Origin of the sequence: Gottschalkia acidurici 9a (assembly GCF_000299355.1) — a bacterium.
In the GTDB taxonomy this organism is placed as follows: Bacteria; Bacillota; Clostridia; order Tissierellales; family Gottschalkiaceae; genus Gottschalkia; species Gottschalkia acidurici.
In genome coordinates this window covers 2,152,751-2,167,986 of record NC_018664.1, presented here as the reverse complement: position 1 = coordinate 2,167,986, position 15,236 = coordinate 2,152,751, and the positions used below count along the sequence as shown (strand labels likewise).

Annotated in this window: 11 protein-coding genes; 9 read left to right on the top strand and 2 right to left on the bottom strand. The window is 30.1% G+C overall.

Annotated elements, in window-relative coordinates:
* Positions 1–27: 27 nt before the first annotated feature.
* The gene (locus CURI_RS10320; protein WP_014968200.1) at positions 28–261 is read right to left on the bottom strand and encodes an SHOCT domain-containing protein; all 234 of its coding nucleotides are present in this window, start codon (positions 259–261) and stop codon (positions 28–30) included.
* A 495-nt stretch (positions 262–756) separates the two neighbouring features.
* On the opposite strand from CURI_RS10320, the gene ftsE reads away from it, so the two are divergent.
* The 5 genes from ftsE (at position 757) to CURI_RS10295 (ending at position 6,277) form a co-directional block, all read left to right on the top strand.
* Positions 757–1,443 (top strand): cell division ATP-binding protein FtsE, encoded by a 687-nt coding sequence (gene ftsE / locus CURI_RS10315; protein ID WP_014968199.1) that lies wholly within the window; start codon positions 757–759, stop codon positions 1,441–1,443.
* Positions 1,433–2,329 carry a permease-like cell division protein FtsX gene (gene ftsX, locus CURI_RS10310; protein ID WP_014968198.1) on the top strand — a complete coding sequence of 299 codons (897 nt, stop codon included), beginning with the start codon at positions 1,433–1,435 and terminating at the stop codon, positions 2,327–2,329. Before ftsE ends, ftsX begins: the two co-directional genes overlap by 11 nt.
* Positions 2,330–2,365: 36 nt before the next feature.
* Entirely contained in the window at positions 2,366–3,529 is a 1,164-nt protein-coding gene (locus tag CURI_RS10305) for a murein hydrolase activator EnvC family protein (protein ID WP_014968197.1), read from the top strand.
* Between the two features lie 158 nt (positions 3,530–3,687).
* A complete protein-coding gene (locus CURI_RS10300) occupies positions 3,688–4,935 on the top strand; it encodes a S41 family peptidase (RefSeq protein ID WP_014968196.1) in 1,248 nt (415 codons plus the stop codon).
* Between the two features lie 82 nt (positions 4,936–5,017).
* Complete coding sequence (locus tag CURI_RS10295; protein WP_014968195.1) at positions 5,018–6,277, top strand: PDZ/DHR/GLGF domain-containing protein; 1,260 nt, start codon at positions 5,018–5,020, stop codon at positions 6,275–6,277.
* On the opposite strand, the gene CURI_RS10290 is transcribed toward CURI_RS10295, so the two are convergent.
* The gene (locus tag CURI_RS10290; RefSeq protein WP_014968194.1) at positions 6,260–7,840 is read right to left on the bottom strand and encodes a beta-propeller domain-containing protein; all 1,581 of its coding nucleotides are present in this window, start codon (positions 7,838–7,840) and stop codon (positions 6,260–6,262) included. The two genes, CURI_RS10295 and CURI_RS10290, sit on opposite strands and share 18 nt — an antisense overlap.
* Positions 7,841–8,008: 168 nt before the next feature.
* Between CURI_RS10290 and uvrB the strand changes: the two genes are divergently transcribed.
* The 4 genes from uvrB to CURI_RS10270 all read left to right on the top strand — a co-directional run bounded on the left by uvrB (position 8,009) and on the right by CURI_RS10270 (position 14,952).
* The gene (gene uvrB, locus CURI_RS10285; protein WP_014968193.1) at positions 8,009–9,985 is read left to right on the top strand and encodes an excinuclease ABC subunit UvrB; all 1,977 of its coding nucleotides are present in this window, start codon (positions 8,009–8,011) and stop codon (positions 9,983–9,985) included.
* A gap of 112 nt (positions 9,986–10,097) precedes the next feature.
* Entirely contained in the window at positions 10,098–12,920 is a 2,823-nt protein-coding gene (uvrA, locus tag CURI_RS10280; protein WP_014968192.1) for an excinuclease ABC subunit UvrA, read from the top strand.
* A gap of 144 nt (positions 12,921–13,064) precedes the next feature.
* Positions 13,065–13,634, top strand: a complete 570-nt coding sequence (locus tag CURI_RS10275) for a sigma-70 family RNA polymerase sigma factor (RefSeq protein ID WP_420805119.1) — start codon at positions 13,065–13,067, stop codon at positions 13,632–13,634.
* Positions 13,612–14,952, top strand: coding sequence for a hypothetical protein (locus CURI_RS10270; RefSeq protein WP_014968190.1), 1,341 nt, complete (start codon positions 13,612–13,614; stop codon positions 14,950–14,952). Before CURI_RS10275 ends, CURI_RS10270 begins: the two co-directional genes overlap by 23 nt.
* The last annotated feature ends 284 nt before the right edge of the window (positions 14,953–15,236 follow it).

The window sequence follows — 15,236 nt, the reverse complement described above, 5'->3', positions numbered from 1 at the left end:
ATTAAAAAAACTAGGGCATATAAATCCCTAGTCTTTTTGAGAAAGAATTGATTTTCTCTTTAAATATTCTTCTTCGCTTATTTCTCCACTAGCAAACTTTTCATCAAGTATTTTCATTGTATGATTAGAGTTATCAGTATATTTTTTAAACAGTTTAAAAGAAAGAAAAACTAAACCTACAAACGCTAACAGCCTAATTCCCATAGCAAAAAACATCCATGAGCCACCTAAGCCTGAAGGGCCAAAACCGCTACAAAACATAAAAGACTCCTCCTTTATTATTTCTTTACAATATAATTATACAAAGTATTTATGAACGAATTATGAAGAAAGGAAAAAAATATAATAAATATAAAAAAAGAAGCTAAAGAGCAACACTTTGTTTAGAATATTAACCAATAATAAACAGATAAAATCAATATAGGACTATGATTTTCAAAGTTATCTTATGAATATATATTTGATTCAGTATAGAAGGAAACATATTTGCTTTAAGATTTTATAAATTGCAAAAATATACTAAAAAAGTAATATGTCATGTAGTTGAGTTTTTGTTAATGATATAATATGCTCGATTATTCTCATAATTATAGAAAAACAAGAGGATTCTATAGCAAAAGGAAGAATATAAACTGTAACTGGTTATATAGTGTGAATTTAAAGTTACAAAACTGTAACAAAAAAGTATTATAATAATGTATAATGATATTTAGAGATTAAACTTGAGATAGGTGATGTTGAATAGGAGATGAAATAGTGATAGAATATATAAACGTCAATAAAGAGTATAAAAATGGTGTTCATGCACTATCAAATATAAATGTAAGAGTAAAAAAAGGTGAATTTGTTTTCGTAGTAGGGTCAAGTGGAGCTGGAAAGTCTACACTTATTAAACTACTGATGAAAGAAGAAGAACCTACAAAGGGTAAAATAAAATTAAATAATATTGATATAACTAAAGTAAAAGGTAGAAATATACCATACATACGAAGAAATTTAGGAGTTATATTTCAGGATTTTAGATTGCTACCAAATAAAACAGTATTTGAAAATGTAGCATTTGCAAAAGAAATTATAGGAGCGTCTCCAAGAGAAATAAGAAGACAAGTTCCAGCTGTACTGAGCATGGTTGGGCTAGAAGGGAAGGAGAAAAGTTATCCTAACCAATTATCAGGAGGAGAACAACAAAGAGTTTCAATAGCTAGGGCTATAGTGAATAATCCCTCTATACTTATTGCTGATGAACCTACAGGAAATTTGGATCCAGATACAGCATGGGAGATTATGAAATTAATAAAAGACATAAATATAAAAGGAACTACCGTGATAATGGCCACTCATGCTAAAGAGATAGTAAACTTTATGAAAAGAAGGGTTATAGCGTTAGATGGAGGAAAGATTGTAAGAGACGAAGAGAAGGGTGTGTACGGTTATGATTCTTAGACTGTTTAAGACTATGACTAAGCAAAGTATTCAGAGCATTTGTCGTAGTAAAAACATGAGCATTGCATCTGTTGGATCAGTTAGCGCCACCTTGGTAATACTTGGAATGATACTTATATTGATATTAAATATAAATAATATGGCTAATACAACGAAAGAACAGTTTGATCAAATTCAGATATATCTTTCGGATGATTTAAATCAAAAGCAGATACAAAGTTTAGGACAAGCAATAGAAAAAATAGATGGAATATCAGAAGTACAATTAGAAACTAAAGATAAAGCACTTGAAAATATGAAAGAAAGACTTGAGGAGAAAGGCGATATGCTTGATGGGTTAGACAAAAACCCATTTCAAAATTCATATATCGTATATTTAGACGAGCTAGAGAAAGCAGATAGTGCAGTTAAAGAAATAAAGAACTTAAATGGAATTGACGATGTAATATACTATAAAGATATAATGGATAAGCTTATTAGCGTTGCTAGTTCTGTTAGAATAGGTGGTATTATCCTTATAGTAATACTACTTCTGATATCAGTATTTATAATATCTAATACTATAAAAATTACAGTTGCGGCTCGACAAAGAGAAATAAGTATAATGAAATATGTTGGAGCAACAAATGGATTTATAAGGGGTCCATTTATAATAGAAGGTGTACTATTAGGATTTGTAGGATCTGTATTATCCATATTTATGGTTATATACGGATATAAATATATATTCTCGGCTGTAAATAATAACCTATATGATATATTTACAATATATATGATATCTCCAAAACTATTGACTATAGATATAATAATCATATTTATATCAATGGGAGTGGGTATAGGAATGCTTGGAAGTATATTATCACTTAGAAAGTTCTTAAAGGTATAAAATAAATGAGGATAAAATAGCAAAGGAGAAAACTATATGAAGAAAAGAATAGTATGCTCGCTGCTAGCTTTTTCAGTATTTGCTGGTAGTGCAATATCGTATGCAAATAATGAACAACAAAAACTTAACGATACAAATAAGCAAAAAAAAGCTATACAGACGGAGATAGATAAAAATAAAAAGCAAATGAATACTGTTGCTCAGGAAATAGAGCAATTAAGTGGACAGATAACTAAGACTAATACTGAGCTCTCTAAAGTAGAAGCAGAGCTTAATAATCTGAATAATGATATAGCAATTACTAAGACAGAATTAAAAAAGTCAGAAGAAAATTTAGCTAAAAAGAATGAAGCATTTGGAACTAGATTAAGGGTTATGTATAAAAATGGAAACATAGGATACATAGAAGTTCTATTAGGATCTGAAGATATAAGAGATTTTTTCACAAGGCTAGACATGGTTAAAACCATAGTGAAAAATGATACTGAATTATTAGAATATATGAAGGCTGAAAGAGATAATATAGAGGAAAAAAAGAAAAAGTTAGAAGTTCAGCAAATAAACGTGGCATCAGTAAAAAGAGAAGTAGAAGCTAAGAAAAGTGAATTAACTGTTGCTACAAGAGCTAAAGAAGGTCTGATGAGTAAATTAGAATCAGACACTGCTAGAATGGAACAAGAATATGATGAACTAACAAATCAGGCAAATAATTTAACTAATATAATAGCACAGAAGCAAAGAGAAGCTGCAGCAGCACGAGGAAGTAGTGGTGGTGGAAGTGTAGCAAGTGGAGATGTAACAGTTTCTGCGAGTGGTATGGTTTGGCCAGTACCAGGATATAGTACAATAAGTTCACCTTTTGGAACTAGAGTCCATCCTATATTTGGAACTCAAAAAATGCATACGGGTATAGATATACCTGCTCCAACAGGAACACCTATAGTAGCTGCTTCAGATGGAGTAGTACAACATTCAGGAAGTTTAGGTGGATATGGAAACGCAGTAATAATCGACCATGATGGAGTAATAGCAACTTTATATGCTCATAACTCCACGTTACTAGTAAGTGTAGGGCAAAAAGTAACTAAAGGACAAGTAATAGCAAAGGCAGGAAGTACAGGATATTCAACAGGACCACATCTTCACTTCGAAGTGAGAAAAAATGGTGCTTATGTAAATCCAGTACCTTGGGTTAGATAAAAATAAGGGTATATACCCTTATTTTTTTGTCAACAATTATAATGTTAGAATATGTTTTTTATGATATTAACAAGAAGAATATTGACTGGTATTTTAATTGGTATAATGATAATATGAAATTAATATAATAGACTACAGACTACTACTGAGGTGAAAAAATGATATCTAAAAGAAAAGTCGCACTAGGAGCGGCCACACTAGTATTGGTAACCAGTGTATCAACATTTATGATTAGTAATGCTATTCAAATACCTATAAAAGATAAATTAATAGTTAGTAGAAAAGAATATGAGGCTTTAGTGGATGTATATGAGAAGCAGTCAAAGGCAGTTGCACTAGAAGAATTCATAGAAGAAAATTATATAGAAAAGATAGATGAAAAAAAGTTAGAAGATGGTCAACTGAAAGGAATGTTTGAAGCTATAAAAGATCCTTATTCAGTATATATGAATAAAGAAGAGTTCAAAAGTTTCATGGAGCATACAGAAGGAACTTTTGGAGGTATAGGTATAGTAGTTAAACTAGGTGAAGATAATCTTTTAACAATAGAAAAGACAATAGAGGGAGGCCCTTCTGAAAAAGCAGGACTTAAAAGAGGAGATAAGATTGTAAAGGTAAATGAAAAAGAATATAAGCCTAGCGACTATAGCAATCCTATGATTATGAGAGAAGAAATTGTAAAAGCAATGAGAGGGGAACCTGGAACTACAGTAAAAGTCACAATTCTTAGATTGGATGAAAATAAAAAAGAACAATATATAGAGAAAGAAATAAAAAGAGAAAAAATAAGAATGAATACCGTAGAGTCACAAGTACTAGAAGATAATATAGGTTATATAAATATAAGTTCATTCGATGAAATAACTGCAGATGATTTTAAAAAAGAAATAAAAAAATTAAAGAAACAAGGAATAGAAGGATTAGTGATAGACCTTAGATACAATCCTGGAGGCATTTTAGAAATATGTGCTGAAATAGCGGATGAGCTGATGGGAGAAGGAACTATAGTATATACAGAAACTAGAGATAAGGAAAGAAAATATATAAAATCAGATAGCAAAAAATTAGGGTTGCCTTTAGCAATAGTAGTAAACGAGGAAAGTGCCAGTGCATCTGAAATATTAGCAGCAGCAATACAGGATACTAAAGAAGGAACTATAGTAGGAACTAAAACTTTTGGAAAGGGTATAGTTCAGACTGTAAAACCATTATCAGATGGAACGGGAATTAAACTTACAGTATCCCAATACTTCACACCAAATGGAAGAAGTATTCATAAAAAAGGTGTAGAGCCAGATATAGTAGTTAAGCTACCAGAAGATATAGAGCAAATAGGACCTGAAAATTTAAAAGAAGATACACAGCTTAAAAAAGCTCTAGAAGTAGTAAAAAGTAAAATTAAATAAATAATAAATAAAATCGCTATCTCTAAAAATTTGATAGCGATTTTAAATTCTATGAATATAGCTAGTTAATCGAGGTGATGAGGTGGAACAGTTTATACAGTTAATTAATATCCTGGTATTAAATATATTAGGCTGTATAAAATCCGAAATATCTTTAGTCGTAGTTATAATTTTATTTATTCAATATAAAAATATAGGAAAGCTGGAAAAAAAGATTATAGGTATAAATAAACAAACTACATATAGCAGGGTATTTACATCAATTGTATGGGGGATCCTGGGTGGAATAATAGGAAGCTTATTAATCTTATGGCTAGGAATTACTATAGAAAAAAGTGACTTTAGTTATGTACTGATAGTGTCAATAATACTTATGCTTATACACCCAAGGTTTATATGCTTATCTTACTCAGGAGGGTTAATTTCTTTAGTAAGTATATTTACAGGGTATACAAAGATTAATGTTCCTAACTTAATGGCTGTTATAGCTATACTGCACTTAGTAGAAAGTCTTCTTATATTAATAGATGGTTCTAAGTCTAAGATACCTATGTTCATAGAACGAAATGGAACTGTAGTTGGAGGCTTTACTATGACTAAGTATTGGGCAGTTCCATTTACTATACTTGTAGCGACTAGTATGGACACGTCTGTAAATACTTTGCATATGCCTACATGGTGGCCTCTACTAAGCATAGATATAATGGGAAACAATATTACATACTTTATGACAGGAATAATAGCTGTTTTAGGATATGGAGATAGTGCTGTAACCCAATATCCAGAAGAAAAAGCAAAAGAGTCAGCTAAGGCTCTAGTGATATTTAGTATCAGCTTACTTATATTATCTATTGTGGCAAATAAGATACATGGTTTTGAAGTAATAGTTGCATTATATGCACCTATAGCTCACGAGCTTATAATACATATTAGTAAAAAGAAAGATCAAAAGGGTGAACCCGTATTCACTCCAGTAGATAATGGAATAAGGGTATTAGACGTTATGCCTAAGAGTATAGGAGAAAAGTTAAATATAAAACCTGGAAATATACTAAAATCTATAAATGGAAAAAATGTATACGATAGAAAAGATATAATTTATGTTTTATTATCAGAGCCGAGAAGTATTATAGTAGAGTATTATGATAATAAAGGAAACCTTATAATAAAGCAGCATAAAGGAAAGAAAAAAGATGCGTCTAGCCTAGGTTTATTAGTAGTAAACAAGTATTCTAACTTGGTATTTCACCTAGAAGAAGACAGGGGAATAATTCAAAAATATTTAAAAATTTACAAGCTAACGAAAAAGTTATTAAAGAATAACCTATTCGCTAGCTTGTAAAGCATCATTATTTAATAAGTGTATTATATTATTTTTTGAGGTATTAATAGGTGATTCGATATTTATATATACTTTGTTGCTAGAGTTATCGTAAAAGAAAAAGTCATCAATATTTTTTAGTATAACATTACTTGAATTGTCAGTTATATTATATGATACCAATGAATATCTTGAGTCACCCTTAAGTTTAGTTTTAAGAAAAATAGAATCATCCTTAGTAAAGAAGCTAAAGACGTCACCATCAAATAATTGTGATGTCTTTTTAGTATTCAAATTATACATCCATAGCTTGTTAGAATCTTCCTTTTTTTCGTATTTCTTATACACAATATTATCCTTGAAAAACATTCCATTTAGACCCTTATCTATTTTAGTTAAGTTACTTCCATCACTAGTCAAATATAAGTTAGAATCCTGAACGTCTTTATCAAAAGTACTAAGTAAAAATTTATCGTTATAAATATCAATACTAGATATAGTTTTATCTACTGAAAATAAAAAGTTACTTTCATTAGTGTCTCCATTATAGAGTATAACAGAAGAGGAATCAGTCTTAGTGTTATCGGTAATATAAAGATTTGTACCGTTCCAGCTCATGGCAAATGCATGTCTATACTTTGAGTCAGAAGCTTTTTTCACTGAACTGTCATCAAGATTAATAATAAATACATCAGACTTATCTTTATTGTTTTCTATAAAAGCAATTTGTTTAAAGTCAGGACTTATCTTTGCACTTGAGATAGAATTTTTTGTATTATATAGTTGATTTTTAGTATTATTTAAAATATCATATATCCATATAGATTCCTTGCTTACATTATCAACTGAATTCTTTTGCGAATAAACTATGAATTTATCACTCTTGAAGTCTAATATAGTACCTTTATCTATGACTGTAGATACAACTTTAGATTCAGAATCAATAATAGCTCCAGAGTCTACATCAACTTTACCACTAAAATTAATTAAGGGAGAAAGAGGATCATCTTTCTTCAATGCATTAAAAATCGAAATATGCCAATAAAGTTTTTCATTCTCTCTTACAAGGTTACTATCAGAAACATATTTAGAAACAATTCCAAACTGAGCTTTAATATTGTTAGTAGCCTCTTTCATATCATAATTCAGAATTAAAGGTTCATAATTAGTATTAACTATGTTAAATTTCAAATCATCTAAAACTATGTTATCAATATTATCCACTTGTACTAGAAATTGAGGAACATATATGTCGAGTTGTTTATCTTCGGTAACTTTGCTAGTATATATATTTATTTCATTGTTGGACCTAGTAATTTTATCTATTTTAACGTTATTACATTCTACAATTCCTAAATTAACTAAAAATGAAAGAACCTTTCCTTTACTATTAGTTACCTCTACATTAGGTGATGTGGACTGATAACCCTTAGAGAGAATACTTTTCTTTATAGCAAAGTTTACTGGAACCTCCTTTAACGACTCTGAGTTAGTATCAAAGTTGTTAACAGTGTTTTTTAGTTTATTTGGAGCACAGGATGTCAGAGTTAATGCTATAGACAATATTGCTATAGTTTTTTTCACTAAAATCTCTCCCAACTTTTATAATATAATTAGCTTGTATAGTATTAATCTAAAACATATAATTAATAATAATATGTACGAACTAATGTTATTATAACCAAAAAATCAATAAAGTAATTATATCATATTTTACTTTAAACTCAACATTAGAAAGAATAGGTGATATTAATGAACAAATTTAAAATAAAATCAGAATATAGCCCAACAGGAGATCAACCTCAGGCTATAGAAAAACTGAGCAATGGAATATTCGAAGGAACCAAACATCAAACCCTACTAGGGGTTACAGGATCGGGTAAAACCTTTACGATGGCAAACATAATAGAAAAAGTGCAAAAACCTACGATAGTAATAGCTCATAACAAAACGTTAGCTGCACAATTAACTAGTGAGTTCAAAGAATTCTTTCCAGATAATGCAGTTGAGTATTTCGTAAGTTACTATGACTACTATCAACCAGAAGCATATGTACCTCATACGGATACTTATATAGAAAAAGATGCGTCTATAAATGATGAAATTGATAAATTAAGACACTCTGCAACTGCATCACTATTTGAACGTAAAGATGTGATAATAGTAGCTAGTGTTTCGTGCATATATGGACTGGGAGACCCAATAGACTATGAGAACCTAGTGCTGTCAATAAGACCTGGCATGGAAAAAGATAGGGATGAGGTTGTAAGAAAGTTAATAGATATTCAGTATGAAAGAAATGATATAAACTTTACAAGGGGAACATTTAGAGTTAAAGGAGATATAATAGAGATATTTCCGGCATCATCTGATGAAAACACTATAAGAGTAGAGTTCTTTGGGGATGAGATAGATAGAATAACAGAGGTAAATTATCTTACTGGGGAGATAATAGGTGTTAGAAATCACGTATCGATATTTCCAGCATCTCACTTCGTTACATCTCAAGATAAAATTGAAGTAGCTATAAAAGGTATAGAAGAAGAACTGGAAGAAAGACTTAAAGAATTAGAAAGTCAGGATAAGCTAGTAGAGGCACAAAGATTAAAACAAAGAACAATGTATGATATAGAAATGCTTAGGGAAATGGGATTCTGTCAAGGTATAGAAAACTACTCTAGACATATAAGCTCTAGACCACCTGGAAGTAAGCCTTACACACTAATAGATTACTTTCCAGAAGACTATCTTATGATAATAGATGAGTCACATGTAACCTTGCCACAAATAAGAGGAATGTATGCAGGAGATAGATCAAGAAAAAATACCCTTGTGGATTATGGATTCAGACTACCATCCGCACTAGACAATAGACCACTGAAATTTGATGAATTTGAAAATCATATAAATCAAATACTATATGTAAGTGCTACCCCAGGGCCTTATGAAATAGAACATACACAAAGAACAGTAGAACAGATTATAAGACCTACGGGGCTGTTAGATCCAATAATAGATGTAAGGGGAACTAAAAATCAAATAGATGATTTGATAAAAGAAATTAACTTGAGAGTAGAAAAAGATGAAAGAGTATTAATAACTACACTAACTAAAAAGATGTCTGAAGATTTAGCTAATTATTTCAAAGAAATCGGAATAAAGGGAAAATATCTTCACTCAGATATTAAAACAATAGAACGTATGGAAATAATAAGAGACTTAAGGTTAGGAAAGTTTGATGTGTTAATAGGAATAAACCTTTTAAGAGAAGGACTAGATATACCAGAAGTTTCTTTAGTAGCTATACTAGATGCAGATAAAGAAGGATTTTTAAGGTCAGAGACTTCAATGGTACAGACCATAGGAAGAGCAGCAAGAAATTCAAACGGGAAAGTAATAATGTATGCAGATAAGATTACAAATTCAATGGACAGAGCAATAAATGAAACTAATAGAAGAAGAATAATACAAATGGAGTATAACGAAGAACATGGAATAGTTCCTAAAACTATTCAAAAAGGAGTAAGAGATGTTATAGAAGCAACTAAGGTAGCAGAAGAAGTTGAGAAATATGGAGTAGATACTAAAACTAAACTATCAGAAGAAGAAATCAAAACTACTATAGCTAACTTAGAAATTGAAATGATGGAAGCTGCAGAAAGTTTACAATTTGAGAGAGCCGCCGAACTTAGAGATAAAATAGAGGAACTTAGAGGTAAGTTAGATTAAGATAAAAAATTATTTTAAATAGAGATTGAATTATTTTATAAATAAGTATAAAATAAAGACATGACATACGAACTAATGTTCTTGATATAATTGATAAAGTGAGGCGACATTAATGCTTAAAGATAAAATTATAGTAAAAGGAGCTAAGGAACATAATCTTAAAAATGTAGATTTAGAGATTCCAAGAGATAAGTTCATAGTATTTACGGGATTAAGTGGATCAGGAAAATCATCACTAGCATTTGATACTATATATGCAGAAGGACAGAGACGATATGTGGAGAGTCTCTCTGCATATGCTAGACAATTCTTAGGACTTATGGAGAAACCAGATGTAGAATATATAGAGGGCTTATCCCCAGCGATATCTATAGACCAAAAAACTACAAGTAAAAATCCAAGATCAACAGTGGGAACAGTAACAGAAATATATGACTATCTAAGACTACTATTTGCTAGGGTAGGAACTCCACACTGCTATAAATGCGGAAAGGAAATAACTTCCCAAACTATAGATCAAATGGTAGATCAAATACTGGAATTAGAAGAAGGTAGTAGAATACAACTGTTATCTCCAATAATTAGAGGAAGAAAAGGTGAGCATGTAAAAGTTCTTGAGAATGTAAAAAAAGAAGGATTTGTAAGAGTTAGAATAGATGGAGAGACTAGAGACTTAGGAGAAGAAATAAAGTTAGAAAAGAATAAAAAGCACAATATAGAGGTAGTAGTAGATAGAATAATAGTAAAAGAGGGAATAGAAAAAAGACTTACAGATTCTCTTGAAACAGTATTAAAACTATCTGATGGAATTGCAATAATAGAAGTTATAGATAAAGAAGAGTTGCTTTTTAGCCAAAAATTTGCATGCTCAGACTGTGGAATAGGCATAGATGAAATATCACCAAGAATGTTTTCATTCAATAGCCCATTTGGAATGTGCTCTAGTTGTAATGGTCTAGGAAGCCACATGAAAGTGGATCCAGAACTAGTTATACCGAATGAAAATTTATCTATAAATGAAGGGACTATAGCTCCGTTTGCGAGTACTTCAGAGGAAACTTATTATTTTCAGATGTTTAAAGCAATAGCAGACTATTATAAATTTGACTTAGATACTCCTATAAAAGAAGCACCAAAGGAACTTATAGATGAAATTTTATACGGAACTGGATATAGAAAAGTGAAGTTTGAGTTTGATAGTAGATTTAGTGGCTGGAGAACATTTGAGGGTACATTTGAAGGAGTAATTTCAAATTTAGAAAGAAGATATGGAGAGACATCATCTGAACAGATGAGAGACAAAATAGAAGGTTTTATGAGCGTTAAGTCTTGTCCGACTTGTAGTGGGAATAGATTAAGACCTGAGAGTTTAGCGGTGAAGATAAGTGGAATAAATATAACTGAATTTACTGAATACTCAGTAAGAAAGGCGTTAGAATTTATAGAAAATTTAAAACTAACAGAAAAACAAGAAATTATAGCTAAACAGATACTAAAAGAAATAAGAGAAAGATTAACTTTTTTAATAGATGTTGGACTAGATTATCTTACACTATCAAGAAACGCAGGGACTCTTTCGGGAGGAGAAGCTCAAAGAATTAGACTTGCTACTCAAATAGGAGCTAGTTTAGTAGGGGTACTTTATGTACTAGATGAACCAAGTATAGGACTTCATCAAAGAGATAATGACAGATTATTAAAAACTCTTAGAAATCTTACAAGCTTGGGAAATACACTAATAGTGGTAGAACATGATGAAGATACAATGTATGCAGCGGATCATATAGTAGATATAGGACCAGGAGCAGGGGTTCATGGCGGATATATAGTTGCACAGGGAAATCTAGATGATATAAAAAATAACGAGAATTCTATAACAGGACAATATTTAAGTGGTAGAAAGAAAATTGAGACTCCAGAAGAAAGAAGAAAGCCAAAAGAAAATTGGTTAGAAGTAATAGGAGCAAGTGAAAACAACCTAAAAAATATAGATGTGAAAATACCTTTAGGAGTATTTACATCCATAACAGGGGTATCAGGATCTGGAAAGAGTACACTTATAAATGAAATACTCCATAAGGGAATAGCTCAAGTGCTTCATAAAAGCAAGAATAGACCAGGTAAACATAAAGAGATAAAAGGTATAGAAAATATAGATAAAATAATAGATATAGATCAGTCACCGATAGGAAGAACTCCAAGATCAAATCCAGCTACTTATACTGGAATGTTTGATCTTATAAGAGATGTATTTGCAATGACACCTGAAGCAAAAGCTAGAGGATATAAAAAAGGTAGATTTAGTTTTAATGTAAAAGGTGGAAGATGTGAATCTTGTAGTGGTGACGGAATTATAAAAATAGAAATGCACTTCCTACCTGACGTATATGTACCATGTGAAGTGTGTAAAGGTAGTAGATATAATAGAGAGACACTACAAGTAAGATACAAAGGAAAAACTATATCAGATGTGTTAGATATGACTGTAGAAGAAGCTCTAGAATTTTTTGATAGTATTCCTAATATAAAAAGAAAACTTCAAACTATGTATGAAGTAGGACTAGGATATATAAAGCTAGGTCAACCATCTACACAATTATCAGGTGGAGAGGCACAAAGAATAAAGTTAGCTACTGAACTAAGTAAAAGAAGTACAGGTAAAACTATATATATATTAGATGAACCTACGACTGGACTTCATATAGCAGATATTCATAGACTTATAAAAGTATTAAATAGATTAGTAGATGCAGGAAATGCCGTAGTGGTTATAGAACACAATCTTGACGTTATAAAGACATCAGATTATATAATAGACCTAGGTCCAGAAGGTGGAGATAAGGGTGGAACTATAGTTGCAATAGGTACACCAGAAGAAATATGTAAAGTAGAAGAATCTCACACTGGAAGATTCTTAAGTAAAGTTTTGAAGTAAGTAAAATAGTTAGGGTAGAATTTTATAGAGTAGATGTATGTCTTCTAAATGACTACATCTTCTTTTTTATTTTTTGTCATGAAAAAATGATTTAAAGTTTTGAGAGAAAAGTAAACATGAGTGCGTAGTAATATATATGAGGATGTGAATAAATTGGAATATTCAGAAACAGAACTTGTAGAAGGAATAAAAAATAAAGACTTACTTGCCTATGATTATTTAATAAATAAATATACCAAAACGATTTACTGTTTAGCATATAATATTTTACATCAATCATTTAAAAAAGAAGATATAGAAGAGTGTGTATCAGATGTCTTGTTAGATACCTGGCTCAAAATTGACGAATTCAAAGACGAAAAAGGAAATTTTAGAACATGGATATTAATTCTAACAAAGTATAAGGCTCTTACATATAAACGAAAAAATAAATTAGAGAATGTAGTCTATATTGACAAATTGGAAGTAAAAGATGAGTATGAGCTAGAGAAACAAGTAGTCTTAAGACAAGATCAAGAAAAGGTTATAGATACTATCAATTCATTTAACAAAATAGATAGAGAAATATTTTTTAGAAGATATTTTTTCAACGAAAAAATAAGTGATTTGGCTAAGTGCTTTAAGTTATCTAGGTCAGCTATAGATAATAGGCTTTTTAGGGGGAGAAAAACTATACTGGAGGTATTAGATGATGAAGGAAGAAAAATTAATTGAATTATTAAATAGTTTTGATGATGATTTAATTGACCAAGAAATTGATAAATTATTAGAGGGGACTGAAGTAGATATGAAATCAATAAAAGAAAAGGCTTATAAAAAACTAAATGGTAATAAAAAAATTAAAAAAGAAAAACTACCATATATAGCTGCTGCATGTATAGGTATTCTAAGTATATCTACTGTATATGCAAGTGAAATTTCTGAAGCCTTAAAATCGTTTTTAAATAAGACACCAATATACTCAACTATTGTCGATGGTGATGGTTATTATCTTAAAGAAAGTTATAAATTAGACGATAAAATTAAATTGGAAAGTGTAATGGTCTCAGATAGAGTGTTAGAGATGGAGTTAAGTGGCTTAAATGAAAGTGAGCTAGATATGGAAGCTATAAGTGTTATATCTAAAGATGATACTAATACAGTATATCATCCTGTAGGATACTCTATAGAAAAAGGAAAGCACTTCTTTAGTTTTGCTAATAAGACAGAGAAAAACTATAATATAAAGCCTTTTAAGGACTTTAAGCTTATAATTGGAGAAAAGTCTTATGACATTTCCTTAGAAAAAGCTAACAAATTAAATTTAAGCGGTAAAATTTATACTGATAACTCTGGAAAAAATGGTATGAAAGGTGTAAACATAGGGGCTAAGTTAGTGGATAAAAATCGAAAAACAAATCTTCAAATTGTTACCTCACTTGAAGATAAGGATTTAAAATTATCTCGCTTTGGTAGACCAAATGAATCAAAACTAATATCCGAATATGAAAATTTAGGTTCAAAAGGCATAAATAGTAGTGCTAAAAATGCTGAAACAGATAAAATATATGTATTTGATGAAAATAATAATAAATATGAGCTTAAAGTTCCAGAAGATTCAAAAGGTACACCTGTGACCATATTTGAAACAGATGCTCCAAAGGATAAAAATCTAACATTAAAAATTCCTTCAGTTATTGCATACTATGAAAAAGAATTTGACTCTTTTAATATTAATATTCCTAAAGAAGGTGAGATAGCCTTAAACAAAGAAATTGATTTTAAGATGCAAAAAGTTGTGGCTAAAAGTATTAAAAGAACATCTCCAACATCTGCTGAAATAGAATTTGATTTAAATACTATGGAGAATAAGAATATAAATATAAGAACATTTGACTTCTATAGTGGAGATATTAAAAAAATGTATAGTGAATTTGAAGGGAACAAAGCCATAATGAAAATAGAGTTTGATAAAGATATTGATAAAGCTAAAATTAAATTATCATGGCCTGAATTTGAGATGAATGGAAATTGGGAGATTGAAATGAAATAGTAGCAACAAATTGCTCAAGCAAAAAAGTCTAAAACTTATCTATTGTTTTTAATAAGAAGACCCTTTATAAAAAATTAACTTTTTATAAAGGGTCTCCTTATTGCTTTAAATTAAGGGAAATTAATATCGTGACTTTATAGGATATGTTAATTGTTTTGGGAAAATTTGATATAATGAAAGTCTAGATAAGAATTATAAAGAAGTTTAAGGTCACTGTAATATTTATACTTTTAAAAGTAGAACAGAGAAATTCGCTAATATTAATGAATAAAGAACTAATAGGT

Coding starts and splice junctions, on each gene's coding strand:
- CURI_RS10305 (WP_014968197.1), top strand. CDS start 2,366: ATGAAGAAAAGAATAGTATGCTCGCTGCTAGCTTTTTCAGTATTTGCT.
- ftsX (WP_014968198.1), top strand. CDS start 1,433: ATGATTCTTAGACTGTTTAAGACTATGACTAAGCAAAGTATTCAGAGC.
- uvrA (WP_014968192.1), top strand. CDS start 10,098: ATGCTTAAAGATAAAATTATAGTAAAAGGAGCTAAGGAACATAATCTT.
- uvrB (WP_014968193.1), top strand. CDS start 8,009: ATGAACAAATTTAAAATAAAATCAGAATATAGCCCAACAGGAGATCAA.
- CURI_RS10300 (WP_014968196.1), top strand. CDS start 3,688: ATGATATCTAAAAGAAAAGTCGCACTAGGAGCGGCCACACTAGTATTG.
- CURI_RS10270 (WP_014968190.1), top strand. CDS start 13,612: ATGAAGGAAGAAAAATTAATTGAATTATTAAATAGTTTTGATGATGAT.
- CURI_RS10320 (WP_014968200.1), bottom strand. CDS start 261: ATGTTTTGTAGCGGTTTTGGCCCTTCAGGCTTAGGTGGCTCATGGATG.